Origin of the sequence: Bacillus sp. FSL K6-3312 (genome assembly GCF_038007485.1) — a bacterium.
GTDB lineage: Bacteria > Bacillota > Bacilli > Bacillales > Bacillaceae > Bacillus > Bacillus pumilus.
Window position 1 is genome coordinate 494,546 of the sequence record NZ_JBBOXI010000001.1, and the last position, 18,719, is coordinate 513,264.

At 40.9% G+C, this 18,719-nt stretch carries 16 protein-coding genes and 1 riboswitch; of the genes, 11 read left to right on the top strand and 5 right to left on the bottom strand.

Going from position 1 to position 18,719, the window contains the following annotated elements; translation table 11 throughout:
• Positions 1-151 precede the first annotated feature (151 nt).
• The 10 genes from MHI11_RS02395 to MHI11_RS02440 all read left to right on the top strand — a co-directional run bounded on the left by MHI11_RS02395 (position 152) and on the right by MHI11_RS02440 (position 13,767).
• Complete coding sequence (locus MHI11_RS02395; protein WP_044140539.1) at positions 152-1,234, top strand: glycosyl hydrolase family 8; 1,083 nt, start codon at positions 152-154, stop codon at positions 1,232-1,234.
• Complete coding sequence (locus MHI11_RS02400) at positions 1,215-2,066, top strand: GGDEF domain-containing protein (protein ID WP_044140540.1); 852 nt, start codon at positions 1,215-1,217, stop codon at positions 2,064-2,066. The genes MHI11_RS02395 and MHI11_RS02400 overlap by 20 nt, the downstream gene beginning before the upstream one ends.
• Complete coding sequence (locus MHI11_RS02405; protein ID WP_044140541.1) at positions 2,056-3,771, top strand: DUF2334 domain-containing protein; 1,716 nt, start codon at positions 2,056-2,058, stop codon at positions 3,769-3,771. The genes MHI11_RS02400 and MHI11_RS02405 overlap by 11 nt, the downstream gene beginning before the upstream one ends.
• 22 nt (positions 3,772-3,793) lie before the next feature.
• Positions 3,794-5,032 carry a glycosyltransferase family 2 protein gene (locus MHI11_RS02410; RefSeq protein ID WP_254117448.1) on the top strand — a complete coding sequence of 413 codons (1,239 nt, stop codon included), beginning with the start codon at positions 3,794-3,796 and terminating at the stop codon, positions 5,030-5,032.
• A gap of 4 nt (positions 5,033-5,036) precedes the next feature.
• Entirely contained in the window at positions 5,037-7,124 is a 2,088-nt protein-coding gene (locus MHI11_RS02415; protein WP_044140543.1) for a cellulose biosynthesis cyclic di-GMP-binding regulatory protein BcsB, read from the top strand.
• A gap of 69 nt (positions 7,125-7,193) precedes the next feature.
• Positions 7,194-7,341, top strand: a riboswitch (cyclic di-AMP (ydaO/yuaA leader).
• A gap of 112 nt (positions 7,342-7,453) precedes the next feature.
• On the top strand, positions 7,454-9,280 hold the full coding sequence (locus MHI11_RS02420) for an APC family permease (protein WP_044140544.1): 1,827 nt from the start codon (positions 7,454-7,456) through the stop codon (positions 9,278-9,280).
• Positions 9,281-9,350: 70 nt separating this feature from the next.
• Positions 9,351-11,072 carry a pyruvate oxidase gene (locus MHI11_RS02425; protein WP_044140545.1) on the top strand — a complete coding sequence of 574 codons (1,722 nt, stop codon included), beginning with the start codon at positions 9,351-9,353 and terminating at the stop codon, positions 11,070-11,072.
• A 233-nt stretch (positions 11,073-11,305) separates the two neighbouring features.
• Positions 11,306-12,937 (top strand): T7SS effector LXG polymorphic toxin, encoded by a 1,632-nt coding sequence (locus tag MHI11_RS02430; protein WP_113754970.1) that lies wholly within the window; start codon positions 11,306-11,308, stop codon positions 12,935-12,937.
• 14 nt (positions 12,938-12,951) lie between these two features.
• Positions 12,952-13,263 carry a hypothetical protein gene (locus MHI11_RS02435; protein WP_044140547.1) on the top strand — a complete coding sequence of 104 codons (312 nt, stop codon included), beginning with the start codon at positions 12,952-12,954 and terminating at the stop codon, positions 13,261-13,263.
• A gap of 279 nt (positions 13,264-13,542) precedes the next feature.
• Positions 13,543-13,767 (top strand): hypothetical protein, encoded by a 225-nt coding sequence (locus MHI11_RS02440; protein WP_044140548.1) that lies wholly within the window; start codon positions 13,543-13,545, stop codon positions 13,765-13,767.
• A gap of 40 nt (positions 13,768-13,807) precedes the next feature.
• On the opposite strand, the gene MHI11_RS02445 is transcribed toward MHI11_RS02440, so the two are convergent.
• From MHI11_RS02445 to MHI11_RS02460, 4 genes are all read right to left on the bottom strand, one after another.
• Positions 13,808-14,071: a hypothetical protein gene (locus tag MHI11_RS02445; protein WP_012008971.1), complete on the bottom strand. Its 264-nt coding sequence runs from the start codon at positions 14,069-14,071 to the stop codon at positions 13,808-13,810.
• 98 nt (positions 14,072-14,169) lie between these two features.
• A complete protein-coding gene (locus tag MHI11_RS02450; RefSeq protein ID WP_106036116.1) occupies positions 14,170-14,739 on the bottom strand; it encodes a GNAT family N-acetyltransferase in 570 nt (189 codons plus the stop codon).
• A 70-nt stretch (positions 14,740-14,809) separates the two neighbouring features.
• On the bottom strand, positions 14,810-16,087 hold the full coding sequence (locus MHI11_RS02455; protein WP_044140550.1) for an Nramp family divalent metal transporter: 1,278 nt from the start codon (positions 16,085-16,087) through the stop codon (positions 14,810-14,812).
• A 222-nt stretch (positions 16,088-16,309) separates the two neighbouring features.
• The gene (locus MHI11_RS02460) at positions 16,310-16,570 is read right to left on the bottom strand and encodes a GlsB/YeaQ/YmgE family stress response membrane protein (protein ID WP_003214275.1); all 261 of its coding nucleotides are present in this window, start codon (positions 16,568-16,570) and stop codon (positions 16,310-16,312) included.
• A gap of 157 nt (positions 16,571-16,727) precedes the next feature.
• Here MHI11_RS02460 and MHI11_RS02465 point away from each other — a divergent pair, with 157 nt between their 5' ends.
• On the top strand, positions 16,728-17,558 hold the full coding sequence (locus MHI11_RS02465; protein WP_044140551.1) for an EcsC family protein: 831 nt from the start codon (positions 16,728-16,730) through the stop codon (positions 17,556-17,558).
• A gap of 25 nt (positions 17,559-17,583) precedes the next feature.
• On the opposite strand, the gene MHI11_RS02470 is transcribed toward MHI11_RS02465, so the two are convergent.
• Complete coding sequence (locus MHI11_RS02470) at positions 17,584-18,681, bottom strand: DctP family TRAP transporter solute-binding subunit (RefSeq protein WP_044140552.1); 1,098 nt, start codon at positions 18,679-18,681, stop codon at positions 17,584-17,586.
• Positions 18,682-18,719: the final 38 nt, after the last annotated feature.

Here is an 18,719-nt window from a genome sequence, read left to right on the forward strand (position 1 = left end):
AAGTATATCGACATATTGTTTTTCTGAAAATGGGAATAAATGTGCGAAAAGGCTCGTAATTTGGCATAAAATATTCATTTAAATTTAAACAAAAACGCTCTATAATAAATCGTTAGATGCTTAGAGAACGCGGAATTGAAAGGGGACACGAATGCATACACGCATATATCGTACAGCAATTGTTTTACTCATTGTCATTCTACTAGGCGGATGTACCTGGGAACAGCAGAAAGAATCAGCTGATCCAGTATCATCTCAGCCCGTTTTGCCTGGAGAATATTTTATCACTCACCACTTAATGACAGATCAAGGGTTAATTCGCACCTCTTTTGCAGAGCAGCACATCTACTTATCTGAATCACTTGGACTTTGGATGGATTATCTTGTTCGAAAAAAAGATCAAAATTCATTTGACCAACAATTTGATGTTCTGCAAGATCAATTTTTAATAGACCACCATCTTCTCAGCTGGCAAATTGAATCTGATCAAAAAAGTAAGGCCAATGCTTTAGTTGATGATTTACGTGTAGTGACGGCACTTCAAAAGGCAAATCGTTTGTGGAAGAAGTCAGCGTATCAAACGACAGCAAAAGAAATAGCTCAAGCGTTAAAAGAAAAAAACATGTTCAAAGGCATATTGTCCGATTATTATGATGCATCAACCAATCGAACTTCACATACAATCACACTCTCTTATATAGACCCAAAAGCAATCAAAGAATTGGAATCCCTCCAAATATTCACGAAACAAATGACCAGTAACCAATTAGCCATTCTAAAACAAGCACCGAGAAAAAAAGGATTCTTTCCTAAATCCTATGACATAAAGAAAAAAACCTATTCATTCGATCAAGAAATCAATATGATCGATCAACTTTATACAGCTTTACATGCACATCATGCAAAAGTGAATACGTCCGCGATCATGAAATGGCTTAAAACGTCGTTTAAACAAGAAGGAAAACTGTACGGAAGATACAAACTGAGTACACTGCAGCCATCTGTCACATATGAATCGCCTTCGGTATATGCGCTCGTCATTTTGTATGCCCTTAAACAAAACGAGCTGAAATTTGCAAAGGCTGTCTATCACCGCATGAAAGAATTACAAACCCAAGATCCTCTCAAGCCTTATTACGGAGGATACATGAACGAAAAAGAGACACACTCATTTGATAACTTATTGCCTCTAATTGCAGAAAGGGAGCTTCTAAATGAATCGGTTGTTCAGTAACACGTATCGCTTGTACTATTCTCTGCTCCTCACGTTTGCAGGCCTTATTTTGTTTATGGGCTACCTTAACGTACAAGATGCGGAGAGCTTTATGATCATCGCACTGACATTTGTCGTGTTAGGCTGTGGTATTTTATTTGGTATCCTACCAGCATTAATTTTCACCTTACTGATTTTGTTCTTTATAGGAAGTGTCATGTTCTTTACAGAGTTTGGTCATGAAAATCCCCTTTTTTCAAATCAAACATTACAAGATGTAGTAATTTGGGGCGTAGCACTTCTTTTTTTCGCTATTTCAGCGGGAAGCTTGCATGAACGGATCAATACGCTGCGTCACACCATTGAACAACAAAAGCAGGCCATCAAACAATTTGTGGCGATTGACTCGACAACAGGATTTGACAATGCTGAGCGGATGAAGCTCGAATTGTCCGAGGAAATGAAACGGGCAGAACGGTACAAACAGCCATTTGTCTTTATCCTTCTTCATATGAATTACGCAGCGGAATTCAAATCGTTATATGGAGAAAAAGAAATGCAGCACCTATTTCAGCAATTAAGTCTCAAGATACGCGAAAGCATAAGAGAAACCGATAAGAAATTTCGGTTATCTGAAGAACGAATGGGCTTGCTGCTAACCCATACACCAGAAGAAAATGTGTCAGTTGTCCTTGATAAGCTAAAGGATAAACTGCAAACGCATGTCCTATTAAACGGTCGTGAAGTGACCTTGACATTTCATGTCTGTCATTTAACAAGCAGCTCGGATTATCGTACGCCAGAGCAGTTTTTAGAAGAACTAGAAAAAGAGATGATGATGAATGAACTTTAATTCTTTGATGAAATGTTGTTTGATGATCACGCTTTTTTCGATTCTTTCGTTTAAACACATTGCTTCAGCCGAGGCGCTTGTCACGCAGCCAAATACACTGATCGTTTATTCCGCACCATCGGGAGAAGTGACTCCAGCCGTTCATATGCTGGATCTACTCGCCGGTCATTTTTCCAAACAGACGACAATTGTATCTGATGAACATTTGGCTGAAAAGAGGATCAATGAATTTCAGCAAGTCATTTATCTTGGAGAAATAAAGAGAACCTTGTCAAAACAAACCATTCGTGCAATGAACGAATCACAGCAATTCATCGCCATTGGATACAATGCGGAACAGCTTCGCCCATTCTCCAAGCTTACTTTTCACAAACAAGATCATATCAGTCAATTGAAACATACACATGATCAGACATACCGTCAGCTAGAGAGAAGGATCAATGTGTTAACGGTTCGAGGGGCAGACTTGGAAAATGAATTTCTAGTGAAGAAACGTCAATCTGATCTGCCATTTGTGACTCAAACAAAAGAAGGTGCGGCATATATCGGTATCTTAGATGTCGTGCAGCACAACAAGCTTCTTGCAGAAGTGCTAGAAAAATACATGTCATCTTCTGTGCAAATGAAGACAAAATACGTAATGCTCGGGAACATCAGTCCAGCAAGTGACGAGAAGAAGCTGCTTGAACTTGGACAATACGTATCTGCACAGCATATTCCTTATCAAATTGCAGTGACCCCTGTTTGGATAGATCGAGCAACAGGCGATGAAGTCACACTGAGTGATCGCCCGAAACTTGTGAGTGTGTTAAAACAATTGCAAGGCAATGGAGCGAGTATCATTCTTCATGGCTTTAGCCGTACGTATCGAACGGAGGAATCTGGTCAGGGATTTGAGTTCTGGGATGCAAAATATGATCAGCCCATCACGACAAATGATCCAAAAAATGTAGAGAAGAAACGAAGTAAAAGCCAATTCCCAAATGAAAAAGACTTTCATACGTATACCAAATCGTATCAGCAGCAAGAAGTCGCCTATACAGAAGAAAAACTGACAAAGGGCATTGAGCTTCTTGCTAGGCAAGGCTTATATCCTCTTGCGTTTGAGGTGCCGCATGATGCGATATCACAAAAAGGTTATGAAGTAATTTCAAAGCATGTGTCCAGTCTATTTGGACAGGTGCAGTTATCAGACCGCACTTGGAAAACAGCCGGTGCATCGCCGCTCGTGACGTCTCCTGCCATGTTACACGGCATGACCTTATATCCTCAGCAGCAAGTTGAGCAAGTGTCTGACAAAGAAGGTTCAAATGTTTTAACTGAACAGACGATTCAATCCGTGCAGCATCTGCAATCAGCTGCAATCGGGCTGTCCTATGACGTGGAGTTAGGGATAGCAGGGTTACAGGATTTGATCACACAGATGGAGGCAATTCCTTCTAGCGAATGGCTGGATGTAAAGAAAACAAAACAGACGGTCCAAACTGCACATGTAAAAATCCAAACATCAGGGAATGGACATATTCAAGTAGAGCAATCCAACATTTCCGAAACAAAAAAAGTCAAACGAAGTGGCATGGAAAATATGCTGCGAATTCTCACAGTTGTGGTCATGCTGTTTATTGCGGCATTTGCTTTATACACATTGTATTTAAGACTGACAATGAAAAAACGAATTTTTAAGGAGAGAAAATTAGGTGGCTGATGTCTTATTTTATCTTTCATTAATGCTCATTTGGATCATGCTCCTATACCACATGTTTCTCATGCAGGGCGGCTTTCAGCATTACCTCACCTATGAAAAAGTGCTGCCTAAATGGACAAAACAAGGGAAAGAGCTGCCGACCGTCAGTATTCTGATTCCTGCTCATAATGAAGAGGTCGTCATTCGGCAGACGTTAAAAGCGATGGTTCAGCTATCATATCCTAAACACCTCCTTGAAATCATTGTGATTAATGACAATTCCTCTGATCGCACAGGAGAGATTGTGCAATCATTCAGTGAGCAATATGATCATGTCCATATGATTGAAACGAAGCCGCCATTTGCAGGGAAGGGAAAATCCACTGCACTGAATGAAGGTTTGAAGGCTTCAACAGGAGAAGTGATTTGCGTATACGATGCAGATAACATGCCTGAACCAAAGGCTGTCTATTATTTGGTTCTTGGGTTATTAAATGACCCAAAAGCAGGCGCTGTTGTCGGGAAATTCAGGGTGATCAATGCAGCCAAAAATTTGCTGACCAAATTTATTAATATTGAGACCATCTGTTTCCAATGGATGGCGCAGGGCGGGAGATGGAAATGGTTTGGTATTGCGACAATACCAGGTACCAACTTCGCCATCCGCCGGCACATTTTAGAAGAGCTCGGCGGCTGGGATGTCCAAGCTTTGGCTGAGGACACCGAATTAACGATCCGTGTGTATAACCTAGGATATGTGATTCGATTTTTCCCAGCTGCAATCACATGGGAACAAGAGCCTGAGACATGGAAGGTCTGGTGGCGGCAAAGAACGCGCTGGGCTAGAGGGAATCAATATGTTGTCCTTAAATTTTTAAGGCAGTTTATGAAGCTGAAACGAAAACGAATGATTTTCGATTTGTTTTATTTCTTCTTTACGTATTTCTTATTCTTCTTCGGCGTTCTGCTCTCAAATGGCATCTTTATTGTAAACCTATTTGTTGACCTTCACTTATCTGTAGGGGCTGTCGCACTGATCCTGTGGGGATTAGCCTTCTTCCTCTTTCTAACAGAAGTGATGATTACATTAAGTATTGAGAAAACAGAGCTCACCAAACAAAATATTCTCATTGTGGTTCTCATGTACTTCACCTATTCTCAAGTTTGGATTGCGCTTGTCGTGTACTCCTTATGTGTAGAGGTGAAGAGCCGATTATTGAAACAAGAAGTGAAATGGTACAAAACAGAGCGTTACGATCAACAACAAAAGAAAAGCGGGTGACAAATTGAAATCGGTCAAATGGATGTTTTTAATATTAGCGCTATCCCTTGCCATTCAGCCTTTTTTCATGGCAAGTCAAGCAATGGCGCAATCCAATCGAGTACAAGTGAAAGACGATTGGGTTCACTCATCAAAAGGAAATCAAACAGAAACGCAGCATTTATCAGAAGATGTGGTGACCTTGTATGGTCAAGAAGACCGCATTGACCTTTCCTATCAAATGGAGAAAGAAAAAGTAGAGTCTAGCACTCTTACATTAAATATAGAGACTTCACCATTACTAATATCGCCATCGTCTTTCACAGTGATGATCGATGGAGAGATTGAAAAAACGATCCCTGTATCAGGGAAAAACCAAAAAAAATCGATTCAAATCAAATTGAACAAAGCGCAACTGAAAAAAGGATCTCATCAAATTCAGCTCGCATTTTATGGTGTGTTAAAAGAAGGTGTGTGTATCAACCAAGAGACGCCTGCCAATTGGCTGAAAGTATATCCTGAAAGTGAGCTGACGTTCAAAGGAGTTCAAACGAAAGACGTGACGTTAGACAGTTTCCCTTCACCATTTATTCCATCAGGTGATCAGAAAGAACAAACAGATATTGTGATTCCAAATAAACCAGAAGCGGCTGAATTAGAAGCGGCTATGAAAGTATATCGTACGTTGAAAAACAAAGACCGTCTAGCAGACCTCAAACTCGTTCAAGAAAAGGACGTCGAGCAAATTGCGCACCCAACTATTGCTGTTGGAGCAAAAGGAAGCTGGAATGGACGAATGAAATCGCTCGAGCAAGCGGCTGGAATTAAAACAGAAGGTGATCAACTTACGTTAGCGGTGAGAACCCTGACAGCAAAGAAAAAAGAACAGCCCATTTTATTTGTCACTGCTAAGCAGCCAAAGACAATTGCTGAAAAAATCAATGTCTTGACTCAGCCAGAACTGACAGGTCAGCTCACTGGAACCGACTTGCTGTTGCAAAAGGTGACAGCTAATGCTTCTAAGCCATCTCATCATATTCGTTTAATAGATTTTGGCGCAGATGATGTCAGAGTTGGAACCAAAAAGACAGCATCTGATCATTACTATTATCCGAAAGCATTAATGGCTCAACAAAAATCAGGTGCAAAACTAAATCTATCATTTAAAAAATCAGATCCAGCGAACAAAGCGGAGCGTCTAACAGTGATGATCAATAACGAACCGCACGACGTACCGTTAACAAAACTAGGAAACAAAGATGAGAATGGGTTCTACCATGTGTCGATTCCAGTAGATTCACAAGTGCTTCAAAAGAACGAATATGTGGACTTACAGTTTGTCACAACAGGTTTTAAAAATATGGAATCTTGTAGACATACAGATGAAGAAGGCTGGATTTACATTCATAAGAACAGCTCTCTTCAAATACCAGAAGGAACAACTAGTGATACACCGGACTTAGCCGCATGGCCGCTTCCTTACACTTCAGAAACGGAGCAAGGAAACACATTGATCATTATGCCAGATCAAATCACCCAAGCCTCAATCAATCAAATGGCTATGCTGACCGAATCATTTAGTCAGCCGGAAGCTGCTCAATATCATTTGATTGAAGCATCGAATGTGACAAATGAACAATTGAAAAAGAACTCTCTCATTTTCATCGGAGGCATCCAGACATTCTCTCTTTTAAAAGAAAAAGCAGATGATCTCATCGTTCCAGCGAAAAAGGGTCAATATGATGTATCCTCATTTGGCATGATCAACGAAACAACAGCTCGTATTGTATGGACGCAGCCATCTGTATGGAATAAAGAACAAACCATGACCGTTTTTTCAGGAATGACGGCAGCTGACGCTGATATATCAAATGAAGTGATTCGATTCCTTCAAACAAATACTGAGACCGCAACAGTTGCAATAGAAAGCAAAAACAAAGATGTGTTCTCTAATCACCAAACAGTCAGCAATGCAAAAAATGATCTTAAAAAAGGTGAAAAGCAAGGCGTCGGTGATTCTTGGATTTACTTTGCATGTATCGCTGTATTGATCATTTTTGTCGTTGTGATGATTGTTTATTTCGTACGAAAAAACCGCAAAAAGACTGATTAATAAACGGTCAAAAGACCTCGAAAAAATCTCTTTACTTTGGTGTCAAACGGGAGTATGATCTCTTTTATAAAAGACCAATCGCTGAATCATTTCGATGAGCGGGGGAACCAATTTTGGTGGTATAAAACACCATGTGGGGTGAATCCTTTTAAGGTAGGGCAAAGTCTCATGCGCCCGAATCCGTCAGCTAACCTCGTAAGCGTTAAAGAGAGCAAAGACCAACCTGTGATCTAAACAATAGGCACAGGGGCATTCTATTGCCTCTGTGTCTTTTTGGCGATCCATCTTTTGCAACTTAAATCGTTTGACACTAAAGGAGCGGGCATCACATGTACAGTTTGATGAAGCGTATTTTAATTGGTAAACCATTAAAATCACAGGCAGCAGGAGAACAAAAACTATCAAAAATCAAAGCGTTGGCATTATTGTCATCAGACGCATTGTCATCAGTTGCATATGGTACAGAACAAATCTTAATTGTTCTTTCTGTCGTTAGTGCAGCAGCATTTTGGTACTCACTCCCGATTGCAGGTTGTGTATTAATTCTTTTAATGGCGTTAATTCTGTCTTACCGCCAGATCATTTATGCTTATCCAGAAGGCGGCGGGGCATATGTCGTCTCTAGCAGAAACCTAGGTGAAAAACCGGGATTGATCGCTGGCGGATCATTGCTTGTAGACTATATTTTGACTGTAGCAGTGAGCATTTCAGCGGGGACCGATGCCGTCACATCGGCTTTTCCAACACTATATCCATATCATGTCTTGATCTCAATTGCATTGGTCATCGTGATTATGGTGCTCAACCTCCGTGGATTAACAGAATCGGCATCTATTCTGGCTTATCCTGTATACTTGTTTGTATTTTCACTCCTGATTTTAATTGGAGTAGGCGGCTTCAAATTATTAACAGGCGGCGTACCGCCAGCACCTGAACATACAGCGGTAGGCACACACGTACAGGGCATTACATTATTTCTGTTATTAAAAGCTTTTTCATCTGGCTGTTCTGCTCTGACTGGAGTAGAAGCCATTTCAAATACGATTCCATCCTTTAAAAAACCGGCTGCTCAAAATGCAGCGAGAACATTATTGATGATGGGTGGATTGCTAGCTGTTTTATTTGTGGGAGTCACATTGCTTGCATTTGGTTTCGGCATCTCGCCAAAGCCAGAAGAAACGGTTGTATCACAAATTGCATCAGACACTTTTGGACGTACGTTTTTCTATTACGTGATTCAGGCAGTCACAGCGCTAATCCTAATATTAGCGGCAAATACCGGCTTTTCAGCCTTTCCATTATTGGCTGTCAATTTAGCAAAGGATAAATATATGCCGCGTATGTTTACGGTAAGAGGAGACCGGCTTGGTTACTCTAATGGCATTATCTTTTTAGGCGTAGCTTCTATGCTGCTCATCTGGTTGTTTGATGGGAAGACAGAACACCTCATCCCGCTATATGCTGTCGGTGTGTTCATTCCATTTACCCTGTCGCAGACCGGCATGTGTGTGAAGTGGATTCGTGAAAAACCGCAGGGCTGGAAAACGAAAATGCCAATCAATATCGTCGGAGCACTGATTTCTTTTACAGTTTTTATGATTCTCATTTTGACCAAGTTCCATCTCGTATGGCCAATATTTGTTTTCCTGCCTATTGTTTTATTTATCTTTCATTCCATTAAAAAGCATTATTTGTCTGTTGGAGAACAACTGCGTTTATTGAATGAAACAGAGCCTGTTGAGATTAAAGGAAATGTGGTCATCGTACCGATAGCAGGAGTCACACGTGTTGTTGAACAATCTGTTCAGTATGCAAAGTCTTTGTCAGAGCAAGTCATAGCGGTTCATGTATCCTTTGATAAAGAAAAGGATAAGAAAATTGAAGAGGATTGGGAAAAACTCAATAGCGGTGTACGGCTTGTGATGCTGCATTCGTCTTATCGAAGCCTCATTCACCCGCTAGATAAATTTCTTGAGACAGTTGAGGCAAAAGCAAATGCGCATCAATATAAAGTGATGGTGCTTGTGCCTCAATTTATCCCGAAAAAAAGATGGCACACCATTTTGCATAATCAATCTGCCTTTTTATTAAGATTCCGCCTATTATGGAAGCGGGATATTGTGGTGGCAACCCTGCCCTATCATTTTAAAAAGTAGCAGAAGCAAGTTGAAACGTTTGATCAAAAGGATGCGGTGGTATGGAGTAAGAAAAAAGGAGTTTTCTCACATGCCGCAAAGAACCGCAGGAAAAGAAGTAACAGCGCTACTGGAAGAGTGGGGCGTGAAACATATTTATGGAATGCCCGGCGATAGCATAAACGAATTGATTGAAGAACTTAGGCATGAATCAAGCCAAATAAAATTTATCCAAACGAGACATGAAGAAGTGGCAGCACTTTCAGCGGCGGCTGATGCCAAACTAACAGGTAAACTTGGTGTCTGCTTATCAATCGCTGGGCCGGGTGCTGTCCACTTATTAAATGGACTGTATGATGCAAAAGCAGATGGTGCACCAGTTTTAGCAATTGCAGGGCAGGTTGCTTCGGCCGAAGTAGGCAGAGACGCATTCCAAGAAATCAAATTGGAGCGAATGTTTGACGATGTCGCTGTCTTTAATCAGCAGGTACAGACAGCAGAGGCGCTGCCTGACTTATTGAATCAGGCCATCAAAGCAGCTTATACCCATAAAGGTGTGGCAGTTCTCACCGTATCGGATGACTTATTTTCTCAAAAAATAAAGCGTAAACCCGTCTATACATCTCCACTTTATGTTGAGGGAGAAGTACGGCCAAAGAAAGATCAATTGCTAAAGGCAGCTCAGCTGATTAACAATGCGAAGAAGCCAGTCATCTTAGCAGGTAAAGGATTAAGACATGCAAAAGAAGAGCTTCTTTCATTTGCAGAAAAGGCAGCTGCTCCTATCGTCATCACGCTCCCTGCAAAAGGGGTTGTGCCAGACAGGCATCCATACTTTTTAGGTAACTTAGGTCAAATTGGAACGAAGCCGGCATATGAAGCGATGGAAGAATGTGATCTCTTAATTATGCTTGGCACCTCCTTTCCATATAGAGACTACTTACCAGAGGACACGCCAGCCATTCAACTAGATATTAAACCAGATCAAATCGGTAAAAGATATCCAGTAGATGTGGGAATCGTGAGCGACAGCAAGAGTGGTTTGCATGAACTGACTTCCTACATTGAATATAAAGAACAGCGTGGCTTTCTTGAAGCTTGTACAGAGCATATGATGAAGTGGCGAGAAGAAATGGATAAAGAAAAATCTGTTGCTACTTCACCGATTAAACCACAGCAAGTCATTGCTAGACTAGAAGAAGCAGTCGAGGACGACGCGATTCTTTCAGTTGATGTTGGTAATGTCACGGTATGGATGGCACGTCATTTTGAAATGAAACAGCAGGATTTCATTATCTCCAGCTGGCTTGCCACAATGGGCTGCGGTTTACCTGGTGCGATTTCAGCTAAATTGAATGAACCGAACCGACAAGCCATTGCCGTCTGTGGTGATGGAGGCTTCACAATGGTCATGCAAGACTTTGTGACAGCTGTAAAATATAAGCTGCCGATCGTTGTCGTTATCTTAAACAACAACAATTTAGGGATGATTGAATATGAACAACAGGTAAAAGGAAACATAAATTATGGTATAGAGCTGGAGGATATTGATTTTGCTAAGTTTGCAGAAGCGTGTGGTGGCAAAGGAATCTCCGTGTCATCACATGAAGAATTAGCTCCAGCCTTTGATACAGCTCTTCAATCCGATAAACCAGTTATTATTGATGTCGCTGTCGCCAATGAACCTCCGTTACCTGGGAAAATCACTTACACCCAAGCAGCAGGCTTCAGTAAATATTTATTGAAAAAATTCTTTGAAAAAGGTGAGCTGGATATCCCTCCACTCAAGAAAAGCCTCAAACGTTTTTTCTAAACACAAAGTAGTCGGTCTTCTGAAAAGAGGGCTGACTTTTTTTGTGATGATTAGGAAAATCATTTCAATTGTCACTTGCCTTCATCTCTATTAAAATATTTGGAAATTATTTTTGTAACTTAAAGCCTATTTTTCCAATTCACTGAGAAAGGTAAAATAGACTTTATGATCTATAATGGAGGGAGTGACTTCTTCTGGGGAAGATACTTGATGCAAAAGCACTAACAAGTGCCATGGATGCAAGGGCAAAACACTACCAGGAAATCCGCGAACAATTGGTAGATTTAAAAAAAGCATTACAAGGTGTTTCTAATCTTGGTGACGACTTCACGGGAAAAGGTGCTGATAACATTAAAAGCTTCTACAAAGAGCTCGCCGGAAATGTAGACATGTTTATCAGCTTCATTGATAAGCAAAAAGCCTTTCATAAAGGTGTTTCTGGGACACTAGATGATACAAACTTTGGCGGCGACACCTTTGTAGAAGAACACTTTTTAGACAACGCTGTACATATGGGCATCAAAAATGCGAAAAGCATTGTGAAGGATCAAAAAAAGGCGCTTAAAACAATTTTTCAAGACATCGACGACCTCATTTCTCTAGAAGTATTTGATAGTCAAACCTTTGATGAAAAAATTGCAGATGCGGAAGACGAACGAAAAAAGACAATGAAAGACCTAAGAGAGCTTGATCAAAATTTAAAAGATGAATATGCTTTGTCAGAAACGGAGCAGCAAGCTACAATGGCATTGTACGTAGAAATGATCAATGCTACAAATGACGGAAAAGCCATTTCGCCTATGAATTTTGACAAGAAAGCGTATCAAAATAGCGAAATCTACAAGGCAAAAAGCGATATTGAGAAGCAAACTTCCGAATATCTCAACATTAAAAAAGAACAGCAGGAAGCCCGCGAGATTGCAAAGGAACAAGAAGCGCTCGCCAACCGTCCTTGGTATGAAAAAGCACTCGATTATGGCGGGAATATCGTGAATGAACTGACAGGCGTGAACGATGCAAAACGTGCCGCAACAGGTGTCGATCCGATCACAGGCGAAGAACTTACTGCAGGACAGCGCGTCGCCGCAGGCGGCATGGCAGCTGCAGGATATATCCCAATCGTCGGCTGGGCAGGACGCATTTTCAAAGGCGGAAAAGCCGTCTATAAAACGACCCAAGCCACCTCAGCCGCAGTCAGAGCAGTCGACATTTACAAGACATCGCAAAAATCCTTTGACGCCTTAAAAACATCGCAAAAAGGCTTATACGGCCTAACCGCCACCAATGGCTTCAGCGAAGCGATTACAGGTCGAGACATGTTTGGAAATAAGATCTCGAAAGAACAGCAGGAAGCGAGTATGAATGCAGCGCTGGGAATGCTTTTGCCGTTTAGGGCGAAAGGGTTTCATGGGAAAATGGGAATTAAGAGAACAAGTAGTTTAAATAAAATACCTGAAAGTAGCATTAATCATTCTAATAAAGGAGATTTTACAACAAACCCTAAAACAGGTGATATTTCAAAAATGAAGGGTGGGGGACACGGACAAAGCAATATAAAATTCTTACAAGAAAATAATATAGAATATAATATAAATAAAGTATATGAGAACGGTGTTAGGATAGGGAATGTACCTGGTCATAAGGTGAAAGCAAAACGAACAGGCTCCAACCAATCTTGGTTCCCAGAAAACTGGACAGAATCTGATATTGCGGCAGCGGGTGCCAAAATTGTTAAATCACCTGATTTTTCAAAAGTGGAAAATGGAGTGACTATTTTTGGTGAGTATAAAGGTGTAAGGGTTGGAGTTATTAAAACCAATGGGGAAGTAGGAACTATTTTTCCTGATGCTACAAAACAACCTTAATTTGGAGGAACATTATGGATATTGAGAATGCATTAAGGATAGTATTAGATAAAAGAAAAAAATTAGATTTAAATGATGATTATGGTATACAGAAAAGTTGGGATGAAATAATAGAAATTCTTGGGGAAAACGAAGAGAGAACGTTAGAATATTTAGATCGTTGCAGTAAAGAAGATTTATATTGGATAAGTGAAGTGTTTGAAGACATATCAGAAGTTTTACAAAGTAAAGAATTAATTAAATGTTTGCGTAAATTGGATGAAAAATATCCTGAATTAGAGATGACACAAGATATTGATCTAGCAGAAAGCTATATTGAAGATTAATTTTTAAATAACTAGAGAGCCTAGATAGGACGATGGACTAATGGTCCATCGTTTTATTTCAATGCATGTAAAGATTGATATGATAAAAGAATAAAGTGGATTTGTTTTTTTTGAAAGCAATGGAGGAGAAAACATTGAGTGACCATAAAATAAGTATCATGTCCGGGAAATTTGAAAATACGGGTGAACTTTCTAATAAAAAGCAAACCAAATCACCCCACTCATAATTGGAAATCATATGTTAAACTAATCCAACCATCACAAAAAAGGAGAAAAAACATGCTATGGATCCCCACACAAAATCAACAAACTATCATTCATGTCCAAGAAGTCTCAGTAAGCGGCAAAAAAATTGAAGGGATGATCTTGGGGAGTACTTCTTGGGCAAAGATGCTCGGCAAGTATGACTCAAATGATCGCGCAGCCGAGATCCTTCAAGACATGATGAAGACGATTGAAGAACATCCAAATGCCACAATGACATACCGAATGCCGCTTCAATAAAAAAGAAACCACCTTTCCATCGCGAAAAGGTGGTTTTTGTTTAGGATGGTGTTTTTCCAAAGGCTAAGAATAAGGGGATGCCTGTGCCAACAAGGGTGGTGGCAAATAGGAACATACCGCAAATAAATAGAAAATGGCTGGCTGAAAAGACGAGTGCCAGAATGAGAAAAACGATGCTGAGTCCTATCATGCTATAGGATGGGACAAAGCGGCGTTTGTAGGTGGCTTTCTTTGTTAGAAATGAGAAGAAAATACCAAATACTAAAGGGACAATCCATAAGTAAAATAAAATAATAAGAGACATACATCATACCTCGATTTTTCCTTCTATTTTATCAGATGCCGATCACAACGGATACTACAAAGCTTCACTTTGTAAAATAATTCATGCAATCGACACAATTAAGTGGGCTGATTCATCGAATGCGTTTTTTGTTTCATATATTCAGGCTGTAAAAGGGCGTACACACAATGATCGGTAAAGCGATTGCCCAGCCATTCACATTGTCTTAAAATTCCCTCAAGCGAAAAGGATAATCGCTCTGCAATGCGTCTGCTTTTCTGATTGTCGACAGCAGCCCTAATCTCAATACGGTGCAGCCCGCACTCTTCAAATAAATAGTGAATGACCGCTTGGCATGCTTTTGTCATGATGCCTTTTCCTTGATAACCTTCTCCGAGCCAATAGCCGATTGAAACGGTTCTATTGATCCAATGAATTTGATGGGTGCCAATAATGCCGACGAGCTCTCCATGTGACCAGATGCCCGCTTGAAAACCATTGTTCTGCATCGCTTGCTGCATCGCACCTTGGATAAACGCCATACTGTCTTCCTCTGTCTGCGTTGAATCTACCCAAAGCATCCATTCACGTAAATGCTCTCTCGACCGCTGGATGAGCAAATACAGACTTCTTGCGTCTCGTGGCTCAAGCAGCCGCATGGATATCTCTTGATCCTGATAAACAAACATGTACCCACATCCTCTCAGGGGAATTCTACCATAAACAAATGGAAAGAAAAAGACAGCTCAACACTGTCTTTTACATAAACGTATCAATAATTAAGAAGAGATTAAGTGCTACAACAAGAGCTGCTATCACCCAAGATATTCCTGTCACCCAGCGGGCATTCGTCAATTCGCCCATAATTCGTTTTTTACTTGTAAATAAAATGAGTGGAATTAAAGCAAAGGCAATCCCAAACGATAAGACGACCTGACTCATTACAAGCGCGGAGGTCGGATTCACTCCAGATGCAATAATTGCAATAGGAGGAATGATGGTAATCAGCCGGCGAACATACAGCGGGATCCGGTATTGAATAAAGCCCTGCATAATGATATCGCCTGACAATGTACCGACAGAAGAGCTGGATAGTCCGGCTACAAGCAGACCTACACCAAATAAGATGGCTGATACAGGCCCTGCGAGTGTACCAAAATGCTGAAACGCAACATCCAAATCTTCAACAAAGAGGCCATTTTTATAAAATAAAGCGGCTGCCACAATCAACATGCTGGCATTGATGGCCCCGGCGACGATCATCGCAATGAGAATATCTAAAAACTCAAAGCGAAAAATCTGCTTTTTCTCCTTTTCCGTTCTGCCGACGACTCTTCTTTGGGTTAAAGCTGAATGTAAGTAGATTGCGTGAGGCATGACAGTAGCACCTAAAATTCCAGCTGCAAGCAGCACGCTGTCTGCGCCATCAAATTTTGGAATGAACAGTCCGCCAGCTACACTTGCGATATCTGGTTTGGCGACAAAGGTTTGTACAGCGAAAGCGATCACGACAACGAACAACATGCCTGTAATACCTGCTTCTAATGCTCGATACCCTCGTCTTTGCAGCTCCAATATCGCAAATGAACCGATAGCCGCGATAATGGATGCTTCAAGCAGCGGGATTCGAAAGAGCAAGTATAAACCAAGTGCCGCCCCGATAAACTCAGCTAAATCCGTGGCAATAATGACGAGCTCTCCTTGAATCCATAAACCGATCGATACAGGTTTTGGAAACTCTTCACGTGCGATTTCAGGTAAGTTTTTGCCTGTCGCAATTCCAAGCTTTGCGGATAAAGACTGGATGAGCAAAGCCATGAGATTTGATATGAGAATGACCCATAAAAGGAGATATCCATATTTGGAGCCAGCCGCAATGTTGGTGGCGAAATTTCCTGGATCAATATAAGCAATGGCTGCGATAAAAGCAGGACCGAGAAAAGGAAGGAGTCTTCTAAATCCCTTGACTTTTCCTTCAAGTGCACGCTCAGCTGCCTCTGACATGTGTGCCTGTGCCTCGATGTATTTGTTTGTCATATGTCATCACCTAGATTCTACAAAGTTTTGCTTGGGCACAAAATGTTTCCTTGATGCAATTTTTAATCATCATATGCCCATCTTCATGAAAAGTCAACTATCTGAACTAATAGGTTTGTTTATCATATGTAAGTGAAAAAAATAGATACCTTGTCAATCCAACACATAAAAACACCGCCTTTATAGACGGTGTCCCTACTGCTTCCTCTGTTATTTGTTTTTTTAAGATACCCTTGATCCCACACTACGGAAGATCAGGCTTAAGATGATGACAAAGATCGCTGCACCTAAGATTGCTGGAATGATCGCAAAGCCTGCCAAACTAGGACCCCACGTTCCAAGTAATCCATGACCAATCCAAGCACCTGCAAGTCCTGCAATCATTGAACCGATCCATCCTCCTGGTACACTACCTCCAGCGAGTGCACTGCCAATAAGGCCGATGACAATCGCCACAACTAATGAAATCAGAAATCCTAACATGTTGATCACTCCTCTTTTTGTTTGTGTATTAAGCAATAACCGTTTTGAAAAAGTTTCAAACCTTTCGAAACCGATTCAATGTTCTATACGTATGATGGAAAAGGATTGTGTATAATAACAAACAAATACTTCAGCAGCATCTAAGGAGGAAAAAGGCATGGAGGAAAGAGAGTGGCTAAAAGCACAATTAAAGCAGATTGAACAGTGGGAGAAAGATCAGCAAAAGGTATGGTTTTGGGAGAAACTCAGCCGCCTGCCATTTCAAATGCTGGACAAGCTGACGCCTGCCTTTATCCAAAAAAAAATCGGTGTGCTGCTAGATGAAATGGGGCATTACATTCAATCAGGCGGTGCCTATTTGACATCAGAAAAAGGCATCATCCATCAATTTCAAAAGAAATGTGCCGACGAATCGATTCAGCGTATAGAAGATATAGAAAAAGCTCCAATTGAAATCATGGATGCCATTAGTGAACATATGGGGAAAAATAGGACGAATCTCGCCACGGTACAAGGGGCGACAACGGGTGTCGGTGGTATGTTTACACTGGCTGCAGATATTCCTGCGGTACTTGGTCTCTCCCTTAAAACATTACAGGATATTGCCGTCACCTATGGCTATGATCCTAAAAACAAGGAAGAGCGGGTCTTCATCATAAAATGCTTACAGTTGACCTCTGCTGATGTGGTTGGGAAGAAATCGATATTAAAAGAACTCAGGAGCTATCATGCTTCCGAAGGGAAACACGAAAACATGTTCTCGCAAATCCAAGGATGGCGTGAGGTAGTCTATAATTACCGAGATTCATTTGGCTGGAAGAAACTATTTCAGCTTGTTCCCGTAGCAGGGATTTTATTTGGCGCAGTTTCCAACCGCTCACAACTAAAAAGTATTGCCGAAACAGGCATGATGCAATACCGAAAGCGAAGAATTGCCTCAAGACTAGAAGAGCTCACGCAGCAAGAACAAAGTGAATCTGGTGCATAAAAAATCCTTTACTCAAAGGGATTTTTTATTTGGTCTTATCCTCTTCTTGAAAAGCATGGATTGGAGAATGTTCATAACGCGCACGCAGCTCACGAATCTGTTTGATTAGGGTGGAACCAATGGTTTTTTCGGCTTCCTCATACAAAGGATCGAGGGCTTTCATCCATTTTTGTCTTTCTGCTGGCGTCAATTCATGAATGGCAATTGGCGATTCCCGTTTAATGTCCTCTAGTTGATCTTTGTTCATCTGTTCTGCATGTTTTTCATTCCAAGCTGTTGTTTCTTCCATCGCTTCAAGTAAAATTCGTTTCGTTTCAGGTGTCTGGCGATCAAAGAAGGATTGATCTGTTAAGACCACATAGCCCAAATACCCGTGATTACTAATCGTCATATAGTCTTGTATATGATAGAATTTTTTTGAATAAATATTTGAAATGGTATTTTCTTCACCATCTACTTTTTTTGTTTCTAATAGCTGAAACGTCGAATTAAACGATTCCTGATAGGGCTTTGCGCCAAGAAGTTTGAATTGTTTTTCAATCATGTCGCTTTGCATAATGCGGAGAGATTGGTTTTTTAAATCACTAGGCTGTTTGATCGGACCTTTATTAGAGGTGATTTGCTTAAAGCCATTTGTCCAATACGCCATTCCCTTTAGCCCGTCTTTTTGCAGGGTGCCAAATAATCTTTGTCCAATTGCACCGTGCAAGCCTTCTTGAACCGCATCATAATTAGAAAAAGCAAAGGGAAGGTCAAGTGCCAGCCACTCAGAGGATAGCATGCCGAGCTTCGAGGTAGATGGTGCGATAAATTGAACTTGATTCTCTTTGAGTGCATTAATTTCTTCTATATCAGAATAAAGACTTCCGTTGGAGAAAATTTGAATGGTGATCTTCCCATCGGATTTTTCGTGCACAAGCTCAGCAAATTTCTTTGCGGCAAGTCCTTTTGGTGTATTATCTGCCACGACATGGCTAAATTTGAACACAAGCTGATCCTTCAGCCCTGTCTGTTCATCGTCAAAGGTCGTCGCTGCTTTTGGCATCATATGATAAAAACCAAAGTATAAAGCGGTTACAAAACCGATCAAGAGCAATAGTGTATAGGCGAGTAAATTCTTCATGCGTCCGATCCCCCTTATGTCAAGCATACTTGACCGAG

What these genes read in the sequence shown, in the direction of transcription:
- MHI11_RS02395 (WP_044140539.1), top strand. Translation starts at nt 152, where the DNA reads ATGCATACACGCATATATCGTACAGCAATTGTTTTACTCATTGTCATT.
- MHI11_RS02400 (WP_044140540.1), top strand. Translation starts at nt 1,215, where the DNA reads ATGAATCGGTTGTTCAGTAACACGTATCGCTTGTACTATTCTCTGCTC.
- MHI11_RS02405 (WP_044140541.1), top strand. Translation starts at nt 2,056, where the DNA reads ATGAACTTTAATTCTTTGATGAAATGTTGTTTGATGATCACGCTTTTT.
- MHI11_RS02410 (WP_254117448.1), top strand. Translation starts at nt 3,794, where the DNA reads ATGCTCATTTGGATCATGCTCCTATACCACATGTTTCTCATGCAGGGC.
- MHI11_RS02420 (WP_044140544.1), top strand. Translation starts at nt 7,454, where the DNA reads ATGTACAGTTTGATGAAGCGTATTTTAATTGGTAAACCATTAAAATCA.
- MHI11_RS02425 (WP_044140545.1), top strand. Translation starts at nt 9,351, where the DNA reads ATGCCGCAAAGAACCGCAGGAAAAGAAGTAACAGCGCTACTGGAAGAG.
- MHI11_RS02430 (WP_113754970.1), top strand. Translation starts at nt 11,306, where the DNA reads ATGGATGCAAGGGCAAAACACTACCAGGAAATCCGCGAACAATTGGTA.
- MHI11_RS02435 (WP_044140547.1), top strand. Translation starts at nt 12,952, where the DNA reads ATGGATATTGAGAATGCATTAAGGATAGTATTAGATAAAAGAAAAAAA.
- MHI11_RS02440 (WP_044140548.1), top strand. Translation starts at nt 13,543, where the DNA reads ATGCTATGGATCCCCACACAAAATCAACAAACTATCATTCATGTCCAA.
- MHI11_RS02445 (WP_012008971.1), bottom strand. Translation starts at nt 14,071, where the DNA reads ATGTCTCTTATTATTTTATTTTACTTATGGATTGTCCCTTTAGTATTT.
- MHI11_RS02450 (WP_106036116.1), bottom strand. Translation starts at nt 14,739, where the DNA reads ATGTTTGTTTATCAGGATCAAGAGATATCCATGCGGCTGCTTGAGCCA.
- MHI11_RS02455 (WP_044140550.1), bottom strand. Translation starts at nt 16,087, where the DNA reads ATGACAAACAAATACATCGAGGCACAGGCACACATGTCAGAGGCAGCT.
- MHI11_RS02460 (WP_003214275.1), bottom strand. Translation starts at nt 16,570, where the DNA reads ATGTTAGGATTTCTGATTTCATTAGTTGTGGCGATTGTCATCGGCCTT.
- MHI11_RS02465 (WP_044140551.1), top strand. Translation starts at nt 16,728, where the DNA reads ATGGAGGAAAGAGAGTGGCTAAAAGCACAATTAAAGCAGATTGAACAG.
- MHI11_RS02470 (WP_044140552.1), bottom strand. Translation starts at nt 18,681, where the DNA reads ATGAAGAATTTACTCGCCTATACACTATTGCTCTTGATCGGTTTTGTA.